General features: G+C 64.6%; 23 protein-coding genes (1 of these 23 cut by a window edge). 14 read left to right on the top strand and 9 right to left on the bottom strand.

Annotated features, from left to right (window positions below; genetic code table 11):
- A protein-coding gene (rhtA, locus tag LOY42_RS08870) for a threonine/homoserine exporter RhtA (protein ID WP_110703577.1) crosses the window boundary here: on the top strand, nt 1-178 show its 3' end. The gene continues 710 nt to the left of window position 1, outside the view; 178 of the gene's 888 nt are visible here — the last part of the coding sequence; the start codon falls outside the window, past its left edge; its stop codon occupies nt 176-178.
- Between the two features lie 186 nt (nt 179-364).
- On the top strand, nt 365-646 hold the full coding sequence (locus LOY42_RS08865; protein ID WP_110703575.1) for a hypothetical protein: 282 nt from the start codon (nt 365-367) through the stop codon (nt 644-646).
- Nucleotides 647-686: 40 nt separating this feature from the next.
- On the opposite strand, the gene LOY42_RS08860 is transcribed toward LOY42_RS08865, so the two are convergent.
- Nucleotides 687-2489, bottom strand: a complete 1803-nt coding sequence (locus LOY42_RS08860) for an aminopeptidase P family protein (protein ID WP_139669837.1) — start codon at nt 2487-2489, stop codon at nt 687-689.
- 195 nt (nt 2490-2684) lie between these two features.
- Between LOY42_RS08860 and LOY42_RS08855 the strand changes: the two genes are divergently transcribed.
- Both LOY42_RS08855 and LOY42_RS08850 read left to right on the top strand, forming a co-directional pair.
- Nucleotides 2685-3797, top strand: a complete 1113-nt coding sequence (locus LOY42_RS08855; protein WP_408981068.1) for a DUF3182 family protein — start codon at nt 2685-2687, stop codon at nt 3795-3797.
- Entirely contained in the window at nt 3781-4551 is a 771-nt protein-coding gene (locus LOY42_RS08850) for a S9 family peptidase (protein ID WP_139669833.1), read from the top strand. The genes LOY42_RS08855 and LOY42_RS08850 overlap by 17 nt, the downstream gene beginning before the upstream one ends.
- On the opposite strand, the gene LOY42_RS08845 is transcribed toward LOY42_RS08850, so the two are convergent.
- Complete coding sequence (locus LOY42_RS08845; protein WP_110703567.1) at nt 4530-4910, bottom strand: antibiotic biosynthesis monooxygenase; 381 nt, start codon at nt 4908-4910, stop codon at nt 4530-4532. The two genes, LOY42_RS08850 and LOY42_RS08845, sit on opposite strands and share 22 nt — an antisense overlap.
- 88 nt (nt 4911-4998) lie before the next feature.
- On the opposite strand from LOY42_RS08845, the gene soxR reads away from it, so the two are divergent.
- Nucleotides 4999-5454, top strand: coding sequence for a redox-sensitive transcriptional activator SoxR (gene soxR / locus LOY42_RS08840; protein ID WP_110703565.1), 456 nt, complete (start codon nt 4999-5001; stop codon nt 5452-5454).
- Between the two features lie 73 nt (nt 5455-5527).
- On the opposite strand, the gene LOY42_RS08835 is transcribed toward soxR, so the two are convergent.
- Complete coding sequence (locus LOY42_RS08835) at nt 5528-6091, bottom strand: helix-turn-helix domain-containing protein (RefSeq protein WP_139669831.1); 564 nt, start codon at nt 6089-6091, stop codon at nt 5528-5530.
- Nucleotides 6092-6175: 84 nt separating this feature from the next.
- Between LOY42_RS08835 and LOY42_RS08830 the strand changes: the two genes are divergently transcribed.
- The 7 genes from LOY42_RS08830 to LOY42_RS08800 all read left to right on the top strand — a co-directional run bounded on the left by LOY42_RS08830 (nt 6176) and on the right by LOY42_RS08800 (nt 13357).
- Nucleotides 6176-7120 carry a DMT family transporter gene (locus LOY42_RS08830; protein ID WP_139669829.1) on the top strand — a complete coding sequence of 315 codons (945 nt, stop codon included), beginning with the start codon at nt 6176-6178 and terminating at the stop codon, nt 7118-7120.
- Nucleotides 7121-7308: 188 nt separating this feature from the next.
- The gene (locus tag LOY42_RS08825; RefSeq protein ID WP_139669827.1) at nt 7309-10215 is read left to right on the top strand and encodes a monovalent cation/H+ antiporter subunit A; all 2907 of its coding nucleotides are present in this window, start codon (nt 7309-7311) and stop codon (nt 10213-10215) included.
- Entirely contained in the window at nt 10215-10559 is a 345-nt protein-coding gene (locus LOY42_RS08820; RefSeq protein WP_023632557.1) for a Na+/H+ antiporter subunit C, read from the top strand. The genes LOY42_RS08825 and LOY42_RS08820 overlap by 1 nt, the downstream gene beginning before the upstream one ends.
- Nucleotides 10556-12235, top strand: coding sequence for a monovalent cation/H+ antiporter subunit D (locus LOY42_RS08815; protein WP_139669825.1), 1680 nt, complete (start codon nt 10556-10558; stop codon nt 12233-12235). Before LOY42_RS08820 ends, LOY42_RS08815 begins: the two co-directional genes overlap by 4 nt.
- Complete coding sequence (locus LOY42_RS08810; RefSeq protein ID WP_139669823.1) at nt 12232-12720, top strand: Na+/H+ antiporter subunit E; 489 nt, start codon at nt 12232-12234, stop codon at nt 12718-12720. The genes LOY42_RS08815 and LOY42_RS08810 overlap by 4 nt, the downstream gene beginning before the upstream one ends.
- A complete protein-coding gene (locus tag LOY42_RS08805; protein ID WP_258600296.1) occupies nt 12717-12995 on the top strand; it encodes a K+/H+ antiporter subunit F in 279 nt (92 codons plus the stop codon). Before LOY42_RS08810 ends, LOY42_RS08805 begins: the two co-directional genes overlap by 4 nt.
- Nucleotides 12992-13357, top strand: coding sequence for a Na+/H+ antiporter subunit G (locus LOY42_RS08800; RefSeq protein ID WP_139669821.1), 366 nt, complete (start codon nt 12992-12994; stop codon nt 13355-13357). The genes LOY42_RS08805 and LOY42_RS08800 overlap by 4 nt, the downstream gene beginning before the upstream one ends.
- Before the next feature lie 3 nt (nt 13358-13360).
- Here the strand turns inward: LOY42_RS08800 and LOY42_RS08795 are convergent, their stop codons facing one another.
- On the bottom strand, nt 13361-13570 hold the full coding sequence (locus LOY42_RS08795; protein ID WP_102683675.1) for a hypothetical protein: 210 nt from the start codon (nt 13568-13570) through the stop codon (nt 13361-13363).
- On the bottom strand, nt 13567-14037 hold the full coding sequence (locus LOY42_RS08790) for a hypothetical protein (protein WP_102683676.1): 471 nt from the start codon (nt 14035-14037) through the stop codon (nt 13567-13569). Before LOY42_RS08790 ends, LOY42_RS08795 begins: the two co-directional genes overlap by 4 nt.
- Before the next feature lie 314 nt (nt 14038-14351).
- Between LOY42_RS08790 and LOY42_RS08785 the strand changes: the two genes are divergently transcribed.
- Entirely contained in the window at nt 14352-14537 is a 186-nt protein-coding gene (locus tag LOY42_RS08785; RefSeq protein WP_139669819.1) for a hypothetical protein, read from the top strand.
- A gap of 5 nt (nt 14538-14542) precedes the next feature.
- Here the strand turns inward: LOY42_RS08785 and LOY42_RS08780 are convergent, their stop codons facing one another.
- The gene (locus tag LOY42_RS08780) at nt 14543-14737 is read right to left on the bottom strand and encodes a hypothetical protein (protein ID WP_102683678.1); all 195 of its coding nucleotides are present in this window, start codon (nt 14735-14737) and stop codon (nt 14543-14545) included.
- A gap of 344 nt (nt 14738-15081) precedes the next feature.
- Nucleotides 15082-15486, bottom strand: coding sequence for a TraR/DksA family transcriptional regulator (locus LOY42_RS08775; protein WP_023629711.1), 405 nt, complete (start codon nt 15484-15486; stop codon nt 15082-15084).
- A gap of 408 nt (nt 15487-15894) precedes the next feature.
- Here LOY42_RS08775 and LOY42_RS08770 point away from each other — a divergent pair, with 408 nt between their 5' ends.
- Nucleotides 15895-20448 carry a hypothetical protein gene (locus LOY42_RS08770; RefSeq protein ID WP_258600292.1) on the top strand — a complete coding sequence of 1518 codons (4554 nt, stop codon included), beginning with the start codon at nt 15895-15897 and terminating at the stop codon, nt 20446-20448.
- A 34-nt stretch (nt 20449-20482) separates the two neighbouring features.
- Here the strand turns inward: LOY42_RS08770 and LOY42_RS08765 are convergent, their stop codons facing one another.
- Both LOY42_RS08765 and LOY42_RS08760 read right to left on the bottom strand, forming a co-directional pair.
- On the bottom strand, nt 20483-21256 hold the full coding sequence (locus LOY42_RS08765; protein WP_102683680.1) for an enoyl-CoA hydratase: 774 nt from the start codon (nt 21254-21256) through the stop codon (nt 20483-20485).
- Between the two features lie 13 nt (nt 21257-21269).
- Nucleotides 21270-22397 (bottom strand): acyl-CoA dehydrogenase, encoded by a 1128-nt coding sequence (locus LOY42_RS08760; protein ID WP_258600290.1) that lies wholly within the window; start codon nt 22395-22397, stop codon nt 21270-21272.
- Nucleotides 22398-22399: the final 2 nt, after the last annotated feature.

Genomic DNA, 22399 nt, shown 5'->3' with positions numbered 1-22399 from the left:
CACCTTCGGCACCCTGATGAGCATCGAACCAGCCTTTGGCGCATTGTCCGGGTTACTGTTCCTGGGCGAGCAGCTCACGCTCTGGCAGTGGCTGGCCATTCTCGCCATCATCACCGCCTCGGTGGGCGCTACCCTTTCCATGAAACGGGAAGCGGCGCCACCCGTGGCTGCCGACTGATTTGAGAAATATTTTCATTTAGCCAACCTGTAGCCTTGTACCGCCCGGCGTGGCTGATTAAGCTGTCACCAGATCATAATCTTGACGCTATCTACTGAGCGGTACATGGACGCCGGGGATCATCAAGGAAGAGGAAACGCGCAAACGTCAGGTCCGTTAATGTAGTCGGGCCGTATAAGGACAGGAATGAAACGTATTTTGCTCATCCTGGGCATCCTGGTCATCGCTGGATGTGCCGCGACAGCCAATACCGAGGTGAAACGAGGGAAGAAAGGCCTGCATATCAATTGCTCGGGACTCTCCTCGTCGTGGGAGAAGTGCTACAGCAAGGCCGCCAGCTCCTGTAGCAGCAAGGGCTACAAGGTCATCGCCCGCTCCGGTGACTCCGACGAAGAGCCTGGCGATTACGTTTTCGGCATCAACCCTGCCGGCTACACCAGCCGCAGCATGATCGTGATTTGCAAGTAACAGATGCATGAAGGGCAGCCAATGGCTGCCCTTTTCACTTTCAGAGAGGCGCGGTCCGCCGCTCCAGCCACGCCAGCGCTTCACCTTCCAGCAAAGGGGCAAGCCGCTCGCGCACCGTCTGGTGATAGCTGTTCAACCAGGCAATATCCTCCCTGCCCAGCGCCTCGACCAACAGGCAGCGCGTGTCGATCGGGCACAGGGTCAAGGTTTCGAACGCCAGGAACTCGCCAAACTCACTGGTACCGACCTCGCGATTGACCACCAGGTTCTCGATACGCACCCCCCACTGCCCCGGCCGGTAGGTCCCAGGCTCGATCGAGCTGATCATCCCCGGCTGCATGGCTGTCTGCGGCGTGGCAGCCGCCTGGTAGGCGATCACCTGCGGGCCTTCGTGCACATTCATGAAGTAGCCGACACCGTGGCCGGTGCCATGCCCGTAATCGACCTGGTCAGCCCAGATCGGCGCGCGGGCGATGGCATCGAGCAGAGGCGAGAGGATCCCACGCGGGAACCTGGCCCTGGACAGCGCGATCATGCCCTTGAGCACCCGCGAGCAATCCGCCTTCTGTTCGCGGCTCGGCTCGCCGATCGGCACCATTCGGGTGATATCGGTGGTTCCCCCTAGATACTGCCCACCTGAATCGATCAACAGCAGGCCATTGCCCTCGATCACGGCATGTGACTGCTCGGTGGCGCGGTAGTGCGGCATGGCGCCATTGGCGTTATAGGCCGCGATGGTGGAAAAGCTCAGCGATACAAAGCCCGGACGGCGGGCGCGGGCCGCGCTCAACCGCTCATCGATGGTCAGCTCGGTGATGTGCTGCGCCCCTTGGTTCGCTTCGAACCAGGCAAAGAACTCGCACAATGCCGCGCCGTCCTGCTCCATGGCCTGGCGGATATGGACGAGATCCCCTTCACCCTTGCGCGACTTGCTCAAGGTCGTCGGATTGATGCCCTCGACCAGCCGAACCTGCCCATGCAGGTGATCCAGCAGCCCACGGGTGACCCGCGCCGGATCCACCAGCAGGCTGGCCGTGGCCGGAATCGCCGACAGCGCGTCGCCGACCGCTGCGTAGTCACGAACCTCGATACCATCGACCGCCAATACGTCGCGCAGGTGCCCATCGACCTTGTCACGCCCGACGAACAGGTACGCCTTGTCCTGGCTGACCAACGCGAAAGAGACGAACACGGGGTTGTAGGAAACGTCGCTGCCACGCAGGTTGAACAGCCAGGCGATATCGTCGAGCGTGGCAATGAAATGCCAGTCGGCGCCTTTTTCCTGCAGGGTGCCCCGCAGCTCGGCAAGCTTTTGCGCGCGATTGACGGTCGCATGGGGCGGCAGGTGCTGGTAGACCGGATTGCCCGGCAACAATGGCCGGTCGCTCCAGACCCCGGCCAGCAGATCGATGTCCGTACGTAACTTTGCGCCCCGCGCCTGCAGACGCTCGCTTAACTGGCGGGCTGCGGCCACTGCCATGACCGCACCGTCCACCGCAACGGTACCGTCGACCTCCGCACCCAACCACTCCAACGCGCCTGGCTGGCCGGGCCGCAGCTTCATCAGCTCGATGCCACTGCCGGCCAGCTCCTTGTTCGCTTGTTCCCAATAGCGACTGTCAGCCCAGAGCCCAGCGAAATCCGCCGTGACCACCAACGTGCCCACCGACCCCTCGAAGCCGGACAACCATTGCCGTCCCTGCCAATAGCCAGGCAAGTACTCGGACAAATGCGGGTCGGCCGAAGGCACCAGCAAGGCAGCCACGCCCTCCCGGGCCATGGCCTCGCGCACACGGGCAAGGCGCGCCGGTACGGGTTCGTGAAGAGGGGACTGACTGTTCATGCGCACTCCTGCGGATAGGTGTCGACGGGTCCAAGCCGTTGATAATGAAACAGCTGGCAGGCGCCCGCAATCACCACGACCGTAACAAGGCATGCATTGCCCCAAGTGCCCTGCCGACCGTCGATCCTTCCTCCTGAACTAAACAGCCTACGCGCCTTCACACCCCTTACACACCCTGCGAACGCGAGGTTGGCCATGCCCCACTCCCGCGCACCGAAAACCGCGGTCGTGCTCCTCGACACCCGGGCGCACACGCCGGACCATGAGCAGGCGACGCACCTGAAAATCGCCCAGTACCTGGCACACCTGCTGGGCATCGATCGGGTCGAGTCAGCGCCCGTGCCCAGCGCCGATGCCCGCTGTTACTACGTGCCGAGCGACACCCTGGTCGACCCGACGCGCCAGATGGCACTCGGCATCCATGGCGAAGAGGACCTATTCGGCGGTGCGGTCAGCCATCCACACATGGCCACCAAGGCGATTTCCCATCCCCTGCCAGCCGATGCCAGCTTTCCACCCGGCTGGACGGATGCCTTCGCCCAACTGGCCAGCGACGCCCTGCTGCGCGGCTACACGGTGTTCTCCAAGGCAGACGCGCGCCGCGCCGCCGAGCTGCTGCTGCGCGACGGCCCGGTGCGTGTCAAGCCGGTACTGGCTTGTGCAGGCAGAGGCCAGCAGGTGATCAACGATTCCCAGGCCCTGGAACCGCTACTGCAGGCAATGGACGACGAGGCCCTGGGGCTGTGGGGCCTGGTGCTGGAAGAGGACCTGGACGCGGTCGAGACCTTCAGCGTCGGCCAGGTGCGCGTGGCCGGGCTCACCCTCAGTTACCACGGCACCCAGCACTTAACCCGCGACCACGCAGGGACCGAGGTCTACGGCGGCTCCGACCTGGTGGTGGTGCGGGGCGACTACCTGCAACTGCTGCAACTGCCGCTGGACGATCATCTGCGCCTGGCCATCAATCAGGCCATGGCCTACGAACAGGCCGCCGAACGCTACTTCCCTGGCTTCATCGCTTCGCGCCGCAACTACGACATCGCCCGGGGCAACGACCGCCAAGGCCACCTGCGCAGCGGCGTGCTCGAACAGTCGTGGCGCATCGGGGGCGCCAGCCCAGCCGAGGTCCTGGCGCTGTCGACGTTCGCCGCCGACCCGGCCCTGCAGCGGCTATGCGCATCGACCCACGAGGTGTTCGGCCAGGCGCGACTGCCTGCCGATGCCACGCTGTTCTATCAGGGGCATGACAGTGAACTTGGACAACTCAGCAAATATGCACGGATACGCGACCATGACCATCGAGAGTGAAACTGTGGAACTGCAAGTCGAAGGGGAAAGCATTGCCGGCACCCTGGTCAGCCCCGGCAGCCGCATGCCAGGGATTCTCTTCGTCCATGGCTGGGGCGGCAGCCAGCAGCGCGACCTGGCCCGTGCCCGGCAGATCACCGGGCTAGGTTGCGTCTGCATGACCTTCGACCTGCGCGGCCATGAAAAGACCGAAAGCCAGCGCCTGAGCGTCACCCGCGAGCAGAACCTCGCCGACCTGCTGGCCGCCTACGACCGGCTCGCCAGCCACCCTTCGGTGAACCCCGCCGCCATTGCCGTGATCGGCAGTAGCTACGGTGGCTACCTGGCCACCTTGCTTACCCCGCGCCGGCCGGTCAAATGGCTGGCGCTCAGGGTGCCCGCCCTCTACTGGGACGACGAATGGAACGCGCCCAAGCAGGCCCTCGACCGCCAGCGCCTCAACGCCTACCGCCAGCTCAGCCTTGGCCCGGCCGACAACCGTGCCCTGGCAGCCTGCGCCGAATTTGGCGGCGATGTACTGCTGGTGGAGTCCGAGCAGGACGACTACGTACCTCACAGCACGTTGATGAGTTACCGCTCGGCGTTCGTCAGTGCCCATTCCATGACCCACCGCCTGGTAGACGGCGCCGACCATGCCCTGTCCAGCGAAGAAAGCCAGAAGGCCTACAGCGCGATACTCACGTCCTGGATCAGCGAGATGGTCATTGGTGCCCGCCTGGACCGCTACCCGCACTATGCGCCTTGGTACGCCTGAGCGCTGCCCAACTGGCAGTGCAGGCCACCATCGGCGCCGCGCACAAGGCTGCGCAGGGTCTGGTAGGCGGCGAAATTCACCCCCCGCGCCTGATGCTCGCCCAGCAGGTCGAGGAACGGCTCCTCGATGAAGCTTCCCGCGGCTGCCGCCCACGCCTGGCGCGATTGCCAGCGCAGGAGCTGAAGCACCCGCCGGCCGTCGTCACTAACCTGGATGCTGACGCTCAGCAAGCCGTCGCAGCGTTGCGCCAGGTGCTCGCTGCGCACCACCAGCGCCTCGGCCAGCGCATCCTGGCGCAGCGGTGGCACGTCGTACTCGATCATCTGGGTGAACCACAGGGAATGGGTGTTGGCCGTCATGTTGCTTCTCCTCGTTTCGGGCTCTTGCAGCAGATGGTCGTGGAGGGTAAAACCTCCAGCTAACTCAAGGTCAAGGATTTTGTTGACGATGAAACCCCCTTCCTCCCAGGAACGCCTGCTCAGCGTCGGCCAGCTGGCCGCCCGTAGCGGCGTGGCCGTGACCGCCCTGCACTTCTACGAGACCAAGGGCCTGATCCACAGCACCCGCAACGCCGGCAATCAGCGGCGCTACCCACGGGCCGTGCTGCGCCGAGTGGCGGTAATCAAGATGGCCCAGCGCCTGGGCATCCCCCTGGCCGACATCGCCAACGCCCTGGATACCCTGCCCTGCGACCATACGCCCACCGCAGACGACTGGCAGCGCCTCTCGGCACGCTGGCGCGACGACCTGAGCCGGCGTATCGACGAGCTGGTGATGTTGCGCGACCAGCTCGATGGCTGCATCGGCTGTGGCTGCATGTCGCTGAAAGAGTGCCCGCTGCGCAACCACCATGATCGCCTGGCCGATGAAGGCCCCGGCCCCCACCCACCGAGCCAGGATTGAGGATCAGGCGCTGAAGACCGATGACCGCGTTGGCGTTCGCCTATGCCGATGTCTTCAGCACCCGCTCTACCCCTCAGATCACCACATTACGCACGAAACGCACCGCCTCCTCGCCATCATTGCGATAGGCGTAGCGGCAATCGCTGGGGAAGACGAAGAACTCGCCCTTGCCCAACTGCCGCTCGCCGCCTTCGATGATCAGCGTCAGGCGGCCTTCGGTCACATAGATCTGTTCGCTCCAGCCGGCGGCGTCTGCCTCGCTGGCGTAGCACTCGCCAGGTGCGAGGGTCCACTCCCACAGCTCGACTTCGCGCCGGGCCGGGCTGCTGCCCAGCAGCACGGCCCGGCTGGCAGGGTGCACGCCGGCCCAGGCCAACTCGTCGATACGGCTGGGATCGCGGCGGTCGGGGGCCTGGATCAGGGTGCTGAACGCCACCCCGAGCGCTTCGGCGATCAGGTCCAGGGTGGTGAGACTGACATTCTTCTCGCCGGCCTCGATGGCCACCAGCATGCGCCGGCTGACCCCGGAGCGCTCGGCCAGGGCGGCCTGGCTCAGGCCGGCGTCACCGCGCAGGCGGCGAACATTCTGGCTGACATGCTGCAGCACCGAAGCCCGGTGCTCGGAATCTTTGTGCACTATATTGCTCACTGGTAGGGGGTGCGCAGTATACTGCCCACTTTGCGGCGAATTGTGCGCCGCCCCTTCCGAGTGCGCAAGACCATGAGCCAAGCCTCCCCCAGCAAGCCCGCCGTCACCTTCCGCCTGAGCAAGGCCGAACTGGTGCTGGTGTTCATCACCATGCTCTGGGGCGGCACCTTCCTTATCGTGCACAACGTCATGAGCGTCAGTGGCCCGATGTTCTTCGTCGGCCTGCGCTTCGCTGCCGCCGCGCTGTTCGTCGGCATGGTGTCGGCCCGCTCGCTGGCGGGGCTGACCGCCACCGAACTCAAGGCCGGGGTGCTGATCGGCGTGTCGATCATGCTCGGCTACGGCTTGCAGACCATGGGCCTGCAGACCATCAGCAGCAGCCAGTCGGCATTCATCACCGCGCTCTATGTGCCCTTCGTGCCCTTGCTGCAATGGCTGGTGCTGGGCCGCCGCCCAGGCCTGATGCCGAGCCTGGGCATCGGCCTGGCCTTCGCCGGGCTGATGCTGCTGGCTGGCCCCGAGGGCGGCGCGCTGCACTTCAGCGAAGGCGAGCTGGTGACGCTGGTAAGCGCCGTGGCGATCGCTGGCGAGATCATCCTGATCAGCCGCTATGCGGGCAAGGTGGATGTGCGTCGGGTCACCGTGGTGCAGTTGGCCACCGCCTCGGCGCTGTCGTTCCTGATGATCGTGCCCACCCAGGAGCAGCTCCCCGATTTTTCATGGCTGCTGCTGGCCAGCGCGGTGGGCCTGGGCGCCATGAGCGCGGTGATCCAGGTGGCGATGAACTGGGCGCAGAAGTCGGTCTCGCCGACCCGCGCCACGCTGATCTATGCGGGCGAGCCGGTGTGGGCCGGCATCGTCGGGCGCGTTGCCGGCGAGCGGCTGCCCGGCGTGGCGTTGATCGGCGGGGTGCTGATCGTGCTGGCGGTGGTGGTAAGCGAGCTGAAGATTCGTCGCCAGGATGAGGCAGAGGCGTTGCCGGACGATGACGCGCGTCAGCGCGAGACGGGATTGTAGCCCTCCTGCGCATCCTCAGGGCTGCAAAGCAGCCCCACGGCAACGCTGTCATCCGCTATGCTTTGTAAAAAACTGTTATAAAAAAACAGCTTGTCACAGCACATTTGTACGATCCTGCAACTGCTTGCGTGTTGGTGATCCCCCCCCGGCACGTATGATCCTTGGCAAACTTCTCAGAACAGAACGCTATGTCATTGATTGTGCTATTGCTTCTGCCCTTCATAGGCAGTTGCCTGGCGGCTGTCCTGCCGCACAACGCACGCAACGCCGAGTCCATTCTCGCCGGGCTCGTGGCCCTGGTCGGTACCGTCCAGGTGGCGTTGCTGTACCCACAGGTGGCCGATGGCGGGGTGATTCGCGAGGAATTCCTGTGGCTGCCCAGCCTGGGCCTGAACCTGGTCCTGCGCATGGACGGTTTTGCCTGGCTGTTCAGCCTGCTGGTGCTGGGCATCGGCAGCCTGGTGGCGTTGTACGCGCGCTACTACATGTCGCCGCAGGACCCGGTGCCGCGATTCTTCGCCTTCTTCCTGGCATTCATGGGCGCCATGCTCGGCCTGGTGATTTCCGGCAACCTGCTCCAGCTGGTGTTCTTCTGGGAGTTGACCAGCCTGTTCTCGTTTCTGCTGATCGGCTACTGGCACCACCGCGCCGACGCCCGCCGCGGCGCCTACATGGCATTGATGGTGACGGGGGCCGGCGGTTTGTGCCTGCTGGTCGGGGCGCTGCTGCTCGGCCATGTGGTCGGCAGCTATGACCTGGACAAGGTCCTGGCTGCCGGCGACATCATCCGCCAGCATGCGCTGTACCCGGTGCTGCTGCCCCTCATCCTGATCGGCGCCCTGACCAAGAGCGCGCAATTCCCCTTCCAGTTCTGGCTGCCCCATGCCATGGCGGCGCCCACTCCCGTATCGGCTTACCTGCACTCGGCGACCATGGTCAAGGCCGGGGTGTTTCTGCTCGCCCGCCTGTGGCCGGTGTTGTCGGGCAGCGAGGAGTGGTTCTGGATCGTCGGCGGCGCCGGTGCCGCCACCCTGCTGCTCGGCGCCTTCGCCGCGATGTTCCAGAACGACCTCAAGGGCCTGCTGGCCTACTCGACCATCAGCCACCTGGGCCTGATCACCCTGCTGCTGGGCCTGAACAGTCCGCTGGCCGCCGTCGCCGCGGTGTTCCATATTCTCAACCACGCCACCTTCAAGGCCTCGCTGTTCATGGCCGCGGGGATCATCGACCACGAAAGCGGCACCCGCGACATCCGCCGCCTCAGCGGGCTGTTCCGCCTGGTACCGTTCACCGCCACCCTGGCCATGGTCGCCAGCGCCTCGATGGCCGGGGTGCCGCTGATGAACGGCTTCCTGTCCAAGGAGATGTTCTTCGCCGAGACCGTGTTCATCACCTCGACCGCCTGGGTCGAGGCCGCCCTGCCAGTGATCGCCACCCTCGCCGGAACCTTCAGCGTGGCCTATGCGCTGCGCTTCACCGTCGACGTGTTCTTCGGACCCGCGGCCGACGATCTGCCACACACGCCCCACGAGCCTCCCCGCTGGATGCGCGCACCGGTCGAACTACTGGTGCTCACGTGCCTGGTGGTCGGTATCTTCCCGGCCCAATCGGTCGGCCCGCTGCTGGCCGCCGCCGCCCTGCCGGTGGTGGGCGGCACCCTGCCGGAGTACAGCCTGGCCATCTGGCATGGCTGGAACGCGCCGTTGATCATGAGCCTGATCGCCATGAGCGGCGGCATCATCCTCTATCTGCTGCTGCGCAAGCAGCTGCAGCGCGGTCGCTTCCCCCACCCGCCGCTGATCGAGCGCTTCAATGGCAAGCGCCTGTTCGAGCATGGCCTGGTGCGGTTGATGCTGCTGGCCCGGCACATCGAGCGCCTGTTGACTACCCGCCGCCTGCAGACGCAGTTGTTCATGCTGGTGCTGGCGGCATTCATCGCCGGCCTGACACCACTGCTGTACAGCGGCCTGAGCTGGGGCGACCGACCGAAGATCCCCGGCTCCGGGGTGTTCGTCGCGCTGTGGCTGATCGCCATCGCCTGCGCCATCGGCGCCGCCTACCAGGCCAAATACCACCGTCTCGCGGCGCTGATCATGGTCGGCGTCTGCGGCCTGATGACCTGCATCACCTTTGTCTGGTTCTCCGCGCCCGACCTGGCCCTGACCCAGCTGGCGGTCGAAGTGGTGACAACCGTGCTGATCCTCCTTGGCCTGCGCTGGCTGCCCCGGCGTATCGAAGGTGTCTCGCCGCTGCCCGGCAGCCAGGACCGCGCACGTCTGCGCCGCTTGCGCGACCTGCTGCTGGCGGTGCTGGTCGGCGGCGGCATGGCCTTGCTGTCCTACGCCATGCTCACCCGCCCGACGCCCAACGACATTTCCTCGTTCTTCCTTAGCCGCGCCCTGCCAGAGGGCGGGGGCACCAACGTGGTCAATGTGATGCTGGTGGACTTCCGTGGCTTCGATACCCTCGGTGAAGTCACCGTACTGGTGGCCGTGGCGCTGACCGTGTTCGCCCTGCTGCGCCGCTTCCGCCCGCCCAAGGAGAGCATGCAGTTGCCGGCTCAGCAGCGGCAGCTGGCACCGGACGTGGTCACCGACCTGGTCAACCCGCGCCACGCCACCGACACCGCGTTGGGCTTCATGATGGTGCCGGCCGCTCTGGTGCGCCTGCTGCTGCCGATCGCCCTGCTGGTGTCAATGTACCTGTTCATGCGTGGCCACAATCAGCCCGGCGGCGGTTTCGTCGCGGGCCTGGTGATGTCGGTGGCGTTCATCCTGCAGTACATGGTCGCCGGTACACAGTGGGTCGAGGCGCAGATGAGCCTGCGCCCGCTGCGCTGGATGGGCACCGGCCTGCTCTGCGCCACCCTTACCGGCGCCGGGGCGATGCTGCTCGGCTACCCGTTCCTCACCACCCACACCGCCCACCTGCACCTGCCGCTGCTGGGTGACGTGCATGTGGCCAGCGCGCTGTTCTTCGACATCGGCGTGTATACCGTGGTGGTCGGCTCGACCCTGCTGATCCTCACCGCGCTGGCCCACCAGTCGGTGCGTGCCTACCGCCCCGCCAAGTCCAGCCAAGCAGGAGCCGCCTGATGGAAGAAGTCATAGCAGTCGCCATCGGTGTCCTCGCCGCCTCGGGGGTCTGGCTGATCCTGCGCCCGCGTACCTACCAGGTGATCATGGGCCTGTGCCTGCTGTCCTACGGCGTCAACCTGTTCATCTTCAGCATGGGCAGCCTGTTCATCGGCAAGGAGCCTATCATCAAGGACGGCGTGCCCCACGACTTGCTGCACTACACCGACCCGCTGCCCCAGGCGCTGGTGCTGACGGCCATTGTCATCAGCTTCGCCATGACCGCGTTGTTCCTGGTGGTGCTGCTGGCTTCGCGCGGCCTGACCGGCACCGACCACGTCGATGGCCGGGAGCGTGACGAATGAGCGGGATGAACCAACTGATCATTGCGCCGATCCTGCTGCCGCTGCTCACCGCGGCGCTGATGCTGCTGATCGGTGAGAAGCACCGCTGGCTGAAGGCGCGCCTGAACCTGTTGTCCACCGCCCTCGGCCTGGGCATCGCCGTGACCCTGCTGATGTGGGTGCGCACCCAAGGCCAGGCCGAGTCCATCGGCGTCTACCTGCCAGGTAACTGGCCGGCGCCGTTCGGCATCGCCCTGGTGCTCGACCACCTGTCGGCGCTGCTGCTGACGCTGACAGGTATAATCGGCCTGAGCGCCCTGCTGTTCGCCCGGGCCCGCTGGGACGGTGCCGGTGCCAGCTTCCACGCGCTGTTCCAGATCCAGCTGATGGGTCTGTACGGCGCCTTCCTCACGGCCGACCTGTTCAACTTGTTCGTGTTCTTCGAGGTGCTGCTGGCGGCCTCGTACGGCCTGCTGCTGCATGGCTCGGGGCGGGCACGGGTCAAGGCCGGGCTGCACTACATCGCCATCAACCTGTTCGCCTCTTCGCTGTTCCTGGTGGGCGCGGCCATGCTCTACGGCGTGACCGGCACCCTGAACATGGCCGACCTGGCATTGAAAGTGCCGCTGGTGCCGGAAGCCGATCGCGGCCTGCTGCATGCCGGCGCGGCGATCCTGGCGGTCGCCTTCCTGGCCAAGGCCGGGGTCTGGCCGTTGAACTTCTGGCTGGTACCGGCGTATTCGTCGGCCAGTGCGCCGGTAGCCGCGCTGTTCGCGATCATGACCAAGGTCGGGTTGTACGCCATCCTGCGCCTGTGGACGCTGCTGTTCTCCGGCCAGGCCGGCGCCTCGGCGTTCTTCGGCGGGGACTGGCTGGTGTATGGCGGCCTGGCGACCCTTGCCGTGGCGGCCGTGTCGATCCTCGCCGCGCAGCGCCTGGAGCGCCTGGCAGCGCTGAGCATCCTGGTGTCCGCCGGCACACTGCTGGCCGCCGTCGGTTTCGGCCAGCCGATCCTGACCGGCGCCGCGCTGTTCTACCTGGCCAGCTCCACCCTGGCCCTGTGCGCGCTGTTCCTGCTGGCCGAGCTGGTGGAGCGTTCGCGCTCGGCCAACGAGGCGCCGCTGGAGGATGAAGAAGGCGCAATGCCCTCGCCTCTGGAGTCCCTGCACCCGCCCAAGGGCATCAACCTGGACGACGAGCAGCAGGTGGTGATCGGCCAGATCATTCCCTGGACCATGGCCTTCCTGGGCCTTGCCTTCATCGCCTGCGCCCTGCTGATCATCGGCATGCCTCCCCTATCGGGCTTCATCGGCAAGCTCAACCTGATCAGCGCGCTGTTCAACCCGCAAGGCATGGGCGTCAGCCCGGAGCAGCCGCTGGGCGTCGCGGGCTGGACCCTGGTCACCCTGTTGGTGCTGTCCGGCATGGCCTCGCTGATCGCCTTCGGCCGGGTGGGCATCCAGCGCTTCTGGAAGCCTGAGGAACGCCCCTCGCCGGTGCTGCGTCGCTATGAATGCGTGCCTATCGTCATTCTCCTGGGCCTGTGCATCTTCCTCAGCCTCAAGGCTGAGCCGCTGCTGCGCTACACCCAGGACACCGCCGCGAGCCTGAGCACGCCGGAGGCCTACGTCAAGGCGGTGATGGCCACCCGGCCACTGCCCGGCCCGACCACCCTTAGCGTGGAGGCGCAGCCATGAGCCGACTGTTTCCCGCACCACTGCTGTCCGTCGCACTGTTGGCACTGTGGCTGCTGCTCAACCTCTCGGTCAGCCCGGGCAACCTGCTGCTAGGTGCCGCGCTGGGGATCCTCGCACCTATCCTGATGGCGCCGTTGCGCCCGCAGCACGCCCATGTGCGCCGCCCTTGGGCAATCGCCAAGCTGGTTGGCCGAGTGGGCCTCGACGTGATCCATTCCAACCTGTTGGTGGCTCGTGGCGTGCTGCGCGTCGGCAGCACGCCGCCTCGCTCGGCATTCGTGCATATTCCGCTGGACCTGCGCGACGCCCACGGTCTGGCGGCACTGTCGATGATAACCACCGTGGTGCCGGGAACCATCTGGTCGGAACTGGCCCTGGATCGCAGCGTACTGTTGTTGCACGTGTTCGATCTTGAAGAGGAAGCGGCCTTCATCGAGCACTTCAAGCACACCTATGAACGTCCGCTGATGGAGATCTTCGAATGAGCGGCCTGCTTGCCTATGCCGTCCTCACCAGCCTGTTCATCTTCGCCATTGCCATGGCCCTGGCACTGATCCGGGTGTTCCGCGGCCCGTCCGCCCAGGACCGCGTACTGGCACTGGACTACCTGTACATCCTGGGCATGCTGATGATGCTGGTGTTGGGCATTCGCTACGCCAGTGACACCTACTTCGAGGGCGCGCTGCTGATCGCCCTGTTCGGCTTCGTCGGCTCGTTCGCCCTGGCCAAGTTCCTGCTGCGTGGCGAGGTGATCGAATGAACGAAGCTATCGAACTGCCGTTCTGGCTGGAACTGCTGGTGTCCACGCTGCTGCTGCTGGGCAGCCTGTTCGCCCTGATCGGCGCCATCGGGCTGGTCCGTCTGCAGGACTTTTTCCAGCGCATGCACCCGCCCGCGCTGGCCTCGACCATCGGCGCATGGTGCGTGGCGTTGGCCTCGATGCTGTACTTCTCGGTGCTCAAGCAGAGCCCGGTGCTGCATGCGTGGCTGATCCCGATCCTGCTGTCGATCACCGTGCCGGTGACCACGCTGCTGTTGGCCAGGGCCGCGCTGTTTCGCAAACGCACCTCGGGTGAAAACGTACCTGAGGAAGTCAGCAGCGGGCGCGATCGCGGCAACTGAGGCTCATGCCTGGCTCAAGCGCTGCAACTCGCGGCGTACCATGGCGGCAAAAGGCGGCGGGCTCATCCGATAGAGCTCGCCGGCGACCCAGGCCAGCCAGCCGCCGTGCAGCGCCTCTCGGCGCGCAAGCAGGCGCTCGGCCTCCTCCACCGCACGGGCCTGGTGCAGGCGGTGAAAGTCGGCCCGCGAGCCCGCGGTGGGCTCGTCGATCATTCGCTGGCCTTGAAGGTGGTCAACTCGCCCTTGCGCCATTTGGCGACCTTGCCGGTCACCGCCTTGAGCAGTTTGCCCAGGCCTTCCTGCACCTGTTGCTGGGCAGCGAACACCAGCATCACGCCATGCCCATCGCGGAACACGATACCGTCGCCTTCCGGTACCGAGACGAAGGCGTAGTCGCCCTGGCCATAGACGTTCAGCTTGATCTCGCGAAAGCGCAATTCCAGCTTGCCGCCTTCGCGGCTGGGCAAGACCGCGGCGCGGAAGTGGTCACCCACCTTCAATTCGAGGCGCTGCTTGTCGTCGACCACCATGGCTTCTTCGGTGTCGATTTCGGCCATGTACAGGCCTTCCGGGTTCTGCTCGGTGACATAGATGAAACGCCCGTGGAACAGCTTGACCAGCTGTGCGCGCAAGTCGCCCAGGGCGAACAACGCATGGGTATCCAGTGTACTGACTGCCAATGAAGGGCTCCTCACATCGATTGCAACGGCCACGCCACGGACACAAGTTGCGTCAGGTGACAGGCACTTTTTAGTCAAGGTCCGCAGGACCGTGGAAACAAGCGACAAAGCGTCCACGCACAACGGCGCAAGGGCAACCAGGAAGCAGTTCACCCAGCCACCGCCCGGCGATGCGAAGTAAGCTTCGGCTCGATTCCGCAAAGGGAAACGTAATGTCCGACAGCACAAATGCCGGAAAGGATGCGACAAGCAGCACCAGTTCTTTCGCCAGAAAGGAATGCTGGCCTTCAGTCGCGCATTACAGGAGAGCGAATATGCACGAAAACACTGAAACCCGTCGAGAGGCACGTAACATTTCCGGCCATGATATCCCTCGCTATATCGTCATTCCCGCCGGTGTCGCCTTCTACCACATCGCCGAACGCGATACGGGTCGGGTCAGGGGGTTTCGCCAGTGCCACGAGCAGGCTTGCGCACTGGCCCGACAATTCGAGCGCTGAACGCCTCAGGCCGCGTTGCAGCTGTCCAGCAGGGCCAGCCAGGCATCCCGGCATTCCAAGGCTTCGGCGCGGCTGGCGAATGCTGTGCCGCGACGCTCGCCATCGACCAGTACCACCCAACACACACGGTTGCCCAGGGCCTGCATTGAGCGCGGCACGCCAGTCCCGATCATGACGGCGACATCGACTTGGCTATTCATCATTCCCTCCGGAATTTAATTAGCAACCTAACGATACGCGCATGATACGGCCTGCCCTGCCTGGGAAAAAGCGCCGCCAGGCACAGCTGTATTGCAATTCCGGCAACAAATCCGCTCAATCCACTTGCGCGGACCTGGCCTTCGACACGGGCTGCCAGTCCCGTAATCTGTGCAAGCTGCACACCGGTTTGTTCACCCCGGTACCCAGCTCATCGGCCACCGCGAAGCCACGTCCGTGCTCGCCGGCACGTGGCGCCTCGATGGCGGCGGCCATGCTTGATGCAAGGCAAGAAAACACGAAGGCCCCAGGGATCGCTCCGCGGGGCCTTGCACAAGGCGTTGGATCAGATCTGCCGCTGGTGGCGGTCGAGCTGTTCGTGACGCTCCTGGGCTTCGATGCAGTACTTGGTGGTCGGGCTGATCAGCAGGCGCTTCAGGCCGATCGGCTCGCCGCTGTCGTCGCACCAGCCGAAGCTTTCGTCGGTGATGCGGTCCAGCGCCATCTCCAGTTGCGGCAGCAGACGCTGGTCGCGGTCGATGGCATTGACCAACCAGGTGCGTTCTTCCTCGACCGACGCCACGTCAGCGGGATCCGACGGGGTATCCAGGCTTTCGATGGCGGTGCGGCTGAGTTCGATGCGCTCGTGAGTTTCGACTTTCATCGCCTGCAGCAGCGCGGTGAAATACGCGAGCTGCTCGGCGTTCATGTAGTCATCGGCCGACATGGCCAGCAACTGTTCCTTGGTCATCGATTTCTCTATGAAAAAATGTGCATATGGGCGATTCGGGTGCCACCGACGATGGCACGTCGGGGGCGGAATTCTTCAAGCGCCAACCGGCACTCTTTTACAGGGGGCGGAAGTCTAAGGTGCCGCGCGGCAGTGGGCAACAGAAATGACGGGGGATTTGACCGAAATGGCCAGGAATCCGCTAATTGGCGTCGTGGTTTGCCGGGTTTGCGCGTCTGCCGGGCGTCTCAGTGCAATATGCCGCAACAAACATGGTGCTGTCAGCCCCGCCCACCGTCCTACACCTTGGAACGCAGCCACCACCGCTTGCTCTGCGCAGCTATCCGCGGACCGGGTAGTAGTCGGCTAAAGCCCAGGCAAGCGCGAAAAATCGCCTGATGGTCCTCTTTCAAACACCAGGCCAGGACCATGACCGACAACCTGCACCACCGTATAGCCCGCTCCAGCAACCTGGATTGCAAGGTCGCCCGACGCTTCAGTGATCGCCCGGTACTGCTCGACGCCGCTGACCAGATCCTGCGCCAGCAATGGCTGCGGCACTTGCCAGACAACCCGCATGACCCGCTCGCGCTGTATCTGGCAAGCCGCCATCCACGCACTGGTGACACCTGGGTGCGCCCCTTGTCGCACGTGCTCGTAGAGCGCTACTGCGCACGAAAGACCCTGAACCTGAGCGATGGCGAAAACTTCGTCACCACCCACGTGGATGGGGATCCGGCCTGGCAGGTGGACATCGACCTGCATCGGGTCGAGCTGCTGATCAACGAGGCCGGGCCGTTTCTGCTCGAGGCCTATGAACAGTCGCTGACTGCCTACTGGAGCGCCTTCGATAAGAACGGGCAGACGCCCTGGCAATGGTATGCAGCGTTCCTGCGTGCTCAGTTGCAAACCGCTGTCGACGCTCACCGTAGCGCGGGGAGCCTTCCCGCTTTCGCCCTGGCAGTCGCCACCTTGGTGCATGACCAGCCATTCGCGCAAGGACTGGACAGGTGGAGTAACACGGCTGGTCTGAAGGTTTCCCATCTCGGCGTGGATTTCTCTGCCGATGGCAAGCTCGATACCGACCTTGCCAGCGCCTTGCTCATCGAACACGCCGATGGTGATCCCACACGCGATCTGACCTTGCTCTTCACGCTGGCCGGCAAGCTGTACAGTTTCAAGTCCCGTCAGGACATGCTCGAGGCGATTGGCCGCTACTGGCCCGCCGCGCCCCACTACGCCCCACGCCAGGTCAGCATCAGCCTTTCGAGCCAAGGACACTTCGAAACCCAGGCACTTGGCGTGCTCGATCAGCAGTTGCGGGTCATCACGCACCGCGCGGGACAGTATCGAACCAGGCTCGATGCCCTCAACATGAACCTGGACCTGGACCGGCTGACCTCCATGATCGCCCTGTGCAGCGAAGTCGAGGCCACTAAACGCCAGAGTTTGTTGCAGCATCTGCCAGACTGGCTGCGCAATGCCCAGAGCCGCTCGCTGATGCACTTCAGCACGCTGCTCCTCGATGTCGCCCAAGGCTGTCAGGATAACCAAGGCCAGTTCTGGCTCGATGGCGTCGACAACGCGCAAGGCTTTGCCAACCGGCAACTGGCTGCACGCTTCGCGGCTGATCACCCCGATGACAGTGTCGACCCCAAGCATGTCAGGGTATTCAACTACCAGACCACCGGCGTCGCCGCGCCTGCCCAAGGCGGGGTCCTCACCACAGGCGAGGTGACGCCGGTCGAGTACACACTGGCCCAGCTGGCAATCGGCAACCTCGGCCTGCTCCGACCGGGCCGGGTCGAACTGCGTTCGACTGACGCGAGCCCCTTGCCCGAATGGATGACCGAGAGCTACCTGCGCAGCGTGGTCAGCGAGCTGGACATCGGTGCAAGCTACCCTGCCATGCTGCGCCGCAAGCTGCTGGACGATCCGAACGGACGCGTCACTCGTCAGCGCCTGCTCACCACTCAATTGCGCAGCCAACTGCCCGCTTTGGCACAGGAGCTTTATCTGCGTGGCAAACTGCCGGACCAGCAAGCTGCCAGCGGTATCGCCCAAGTATTCTGGACGGCCGAAGATGACGAAGCCCGACGCTGGATCATGCGCCCGCTGGGCTTCATCAAGTCGCCTGGGGCATCGGTGGACCACCCCTGCAACACCTGGCTGATCGAGCCCCTGTCCGCGGGCGCCGAGACCTGCCTGCTGTACCGTCCGCTACATGAGGACACCCTGCTGCAGTTCAGCGATCGGCTGGCGCTGTTCGTCGCCATCAGCAGCCCCGGCAAGCTGCAGGATGACCTGCTGCAACGCCTGGCGCCCGAGAACCGACGGTTCTACGCCCATGGCGGCTTTCTCGAGCCTCATCTGTTCGTGATACTCGAAGACACCAGTGCGCTGCCATGGGGCACACCGGCGCCGGTGGAGCTGGCGAGGGAAGCCCCCGTCGCCGACCCTGGTGCGGCGCTCTACCTGGCTTGCGTGAACGAATCACTGCAGCACTTCGAAGAACATGCAGCAACCACCGCGCAAACCCGCTGGACGCGCTGGAAGGAATTGGGATGGCTGCTGTTCAACACCCTGCTGCCGCTCGCCGGTGGCACGCTGGGCAAAGTGGCGTGGCTGGCGCAGATGGAGGTCGCGCTGGCCGAGTACGTGGACGCGGATGCCGAACGCGAGCCCAGCAGGTATCGCCTCTCCATCGTCAACCTGCTGGTCAACATCTCCATGCTGCTGTTCGCTCATTCGTTGGTCCGGCTGCGCCAGGAGCAAGGTGAAACGGCGCCGTTCTCTGCTATCGCCGCCCACCTCACTGAACCCGAATCCGTCGTGCCCGAGCCACCGAAGGTCAGGCAGCCTGCCGACAGCCGCCTCGATTTCGCTTGGACGCGCCCCACGCAAACGCTGACCAACGCCCAGCGCGGTTCGCTGAATGCGTTACAAGCCACCGTCGCCGCCAGCTCGCTCGGCACTCCGGTCCCCAGCGGCGCGCTGCGCGGCCTGTACCTGCACGACAGCAAGCTCTACACGCAACTGGGCGGCAAAGTGTACGAAGTCGAGCTCAGCATGCCCCGCAACCAGATGCGTATCGTCGGCCCGGACCATGAGCATGGCCCGTGGTTACGCCGCGACGAGGTGGGTCGCTGGCAACTGGACCTGCGCCTGGTACTCGAGGGGGGCATGCCATTGCCAGAGCGGATACGCAGGATGCAACTGGACAAGGAAAGCGCCCTGCGCACAGTCAATGAGCAGATAAAGGCGGACAAGGACACCATCTCCGAGAAGATCAAGCAGCAGACCACTATCGAGAAAATCGCCGCCGCAACCCAGGACGACACCACCTTGCAGACCTGCCAGGAGAAGTTACAGGCGCTTTCCGACTTTTGGACCACGCACATCGAGCGGCTGAAAACCCGCAATGGCTTGGAACCGCTCAAGGATTTCAAGAAGGTCCACGCCTTCGCGGTCTATCAGGACAGTTTCTGTCAGCGCTTGCAGCGCAAGATCCTGCACATGCGCTACCAGCCGGCGCGCGAGCAACTGCTGCAGCTTGCCAGGCAACAGCAGCAGGGCATGGACCTCTCTGCCAGCGACGCGAGAATCGCTGCCAGTCGCTTGGACACGCTGGCACCGCTGATCGAGCAGATGATCGACAACAACACCCGCCTGCGCCAGAACCAGGACACCCTGAACAAGCTGGCGAGCCCGCAGCAACCCGAGATACTGCAATGGAGCAAGCTCGCCGCGGCCATGCCCGCCACGGCAGAGCGCGACCTGATCTTGCGCTTCCTGCGGCTCGAAGCGCTGGTCAACCGCATGACGCTGGTGCACGGGCTAAGCGGCGACGCGCCCTTCTGGCGAGACCGTTTCTGGAGCAACGTCGAGCTGGGCATCGCCCAGCGCGCCAAACTGTTCAGGTTGGTTGACGCTGACGAGGAAGTCGCAGTCCGATTGTTGCGCAGCATCCTCGAACAGTTCCAGGCCGCGGCCCGTCAACTGGGGCACTTCGCCGAGCAGATCAACGGGGAGGCCGGGCAACGGACGATGCGCCAACTGCAAGAACAGGTTGACTGGATCCTCTCACGCATCAAGCAGGAGCTCGCCGAGCTGCCTGACTATCCGTCGATCAGCACGCTGCAACAACTGCGCAAGAAAGTACCGGGGCTGATCGACACCACTGAACACGGCCTGCTGCTGGCCGAGCCCCGAGCGGATGACGCAAACACGGTTGACATTCCAGGCCCGGACAACAAGACCATCACCCGCACCTACCACCTCAAACAGGGCGAATGGGTCGAGCTCCAACCTGCCCAGGCAGCCACCCAGCGCGCCGGGCAAAGCCTCAAACGCCTGCTCAACGGCAGCGACAGGCTGATGAAATCGGCCCGCGATGAGGTGGCAAGGCTGCAAGCGGTTTCGAGCCGCTACCTGCCGGTTGAACTAGAGGAGAGCGTGCGCCACCAGCAGGAACGCTTGCAAGCCCATGCCGATGCCATCGAAGCCAGCCTGACCGAGGACAACGAGACCGATGAGGCGCTGGGCGACAAGGATGCCGAGCAGGTGGCGCGTGCCCTGCGCGGGCTCGCCGACGAGCTGCAAGGGCAGGCAACGCAGCTGCGCGTGGCGGCCGCCATGGCGCAGAAACCGCGCATGGGTGAAGTGATGTTCCTGGTCGAGGGTAAGCATGTGCAGATCAGCAGGGTCGGCAGCCGTACCCGCCTGGCCAGCGTCAAGGGCAGGCCAGCGGACTTCCTCGACGAATACGGTATCAGCCATGACGGGCAGGTGTTGTGGTATGCGCACTTTCATTATCCGGCGATGAACACTGCAAAAGCCGACTTCACCGCAGGGCACCTTAAACTCGCCGCGCAACGCCATATGCCGGGGCATCGCTACGCCGACGGAAGCGGCACAGTGGTGGAGGTGTACCGCGCCCCGATCACCGTTTCAGCCGCTGCACGGTACTTCTTCAACCTCTGATCCGTCGGGCGCGGCGAATGCCGCGCCCATCCCGTCAACGGTCCTTGAACTGTGCTTCGCGCTTGGCGATGAAGGCTGCCATGCCCTCTTTCTGGTCTTCGGTGGCAAACGCGGCATGGAATACCCGGCGTTCGAAGCGCACGCCTTCGCTCAAGGTCACTTCGAAGGCGCGATTGACGCTCTCCTTGACCATCATGCTCACCGGGATCGACTTGGCCGCAATAGTCGCTGCCACTTTCAACGCCTCCTCCACCAACTCGGCCTGCGGCACGATGCGCGCCACCAGACCGGCGCGCTCTGCTTCCTCGGCGCCCATCAGGCGCCCGGTCAGGCACAGCTCCATGGCCTTGGCCTTGCCCACCGCGCGGGTCAGGCGCTGGGTACCGCCCATGCCCGGCAACACGCCCAAGTTGATTTCCGGCTGGCCAAACTTGGCATTGTCGGCGGCGAGGATGAAGTCGCACATCATCGCCAGCTCGCAGCCGCCACCCAGGGCGAAGCCCGATACCGCGGCAATGATGGGCTTGCGCCGGTTGGCGATGCGGTCGGCGTCGCTGAACAGGTCGTCGACGTAGATCTGCGGGTATTGCAGCTCGGCCATTTCCTTGATGTCGGCGCCTGCGGCGAAGGCCTTGGCGGAGCCGGTGAGCACCACGCAGCCGATGTTCGGGTCACGCTCGAGCTGGTCCAGGGCCTGGTTGATCTCGCCGACGATCTGCGCGTTCAGCGCGTTGAGCGCCTGCGGGCGGTTGAGGGTGATCAGGCCGACCTTGCCGTGGATGTCCAACAGGATGGTTTCGAATGCCATGCAGTCTGCTCCTTCAAAGATTGCGCGCAATGACCATGCGCTGAATGTCGCTGGTGCCTTCGTAGATCTGGCAGACCCGCACGTCGCGGTAGATGCGCTCCAGCGGGAAGTCGCTCAGATAGCCATAACCGCCAAGCGTCTGCAAGGCATCCGAACAGACCTTTTCGGCCATTTCCGAGGCGAAAAGCTTGGCCATCGAGGCTTCCACCAGCGCCGGGCGCCCGGCGTCGCGCAACGCGGCGGCGTGCAGCACCATCTGGCGCGCCACGGCGATTTTCGTCGCCATGTCGGCCAGGCGGAAAGCCACCGCCTGGTGCTCGATCAATGGCTTGCCGAAGGTTTGCCGCTCATTGGCGTAGTCGCGGGCCACTTCGAAGGCAGCGCGGGCCATGCCCACCGACTGCGAGGCAATACCGATCCGCCCGCCCTCGAGGTTGGCCAGGGCGATCTTGTAACCCTGCCCTTCCTCGCCCAGGCGATTGGCCACCGGTACCCGCACGTTGTCAAAGACGATCTGGCAGGTGTCGGAGGCGTGCTGGCCGAGCTTGTCCTCGACCCGCGCCACCTGGTAACCCGGTGCATCGGTGGGCACGATGAAGGCCGTGATACCGCGCTTGCCGGCATCCGGGTCGGTAACGGCGAAGACAATCACCACCCCGGCATTCTGTCCGGAGGTGATGAACTGCTTGCTGCCATTGAGTACGTAATGGTCGCCGTCCAGGCGAGCGCGGGTCTTCAGGCTGCTGGCATCAGAGCCGGCCTGGGGCTCGGTCAGGGCGAACGCGCCGAGCATCGCGCCGCTGGCCAGCGGCGCCAGGAACTGCTGCTTCTGCGCCTCGTTGCCGAACTTTAGGATCGGCACGCAACCCACCGAATTGTGCACGCTCATGATGGTGGAGCAGGCGCCGTCACCGGCGGCGATTTCTTCCAGGGCCATGGCGTAGGCCACGTAGCCCGTGTCGCTGCCGCCGTACTGCTCTGGCACCAGCATGCCAAACAGCCCCATGCCGGCCATCTCCTCGATGGCCTCCCTGGGGAAGCGGTGATCCTTGTCCCATTGCTCGGCAAACGGCCTCAGGCGCTCCTGAGCGAAGTCACGTACCGCGTCGGCGATCTGTTGTTGCTCGTCAGTTACCAGCATGA

The organism is Pseudomonas sp. B21-023, assembly GCF_024749165.1.
In the GTDB taxonomy this organism is placed as follows: Bacteria; Pseudomonadota; Gammaproteobacteria; order Pseudomonadales; family Pseudomonadaceae; genus Aquipseudomonas.
The sequence above is the reverse complement of the archived record's forward strand: the minus strand, read 5'-3'. Positions and strand labels throughout refer to the sequence as shown.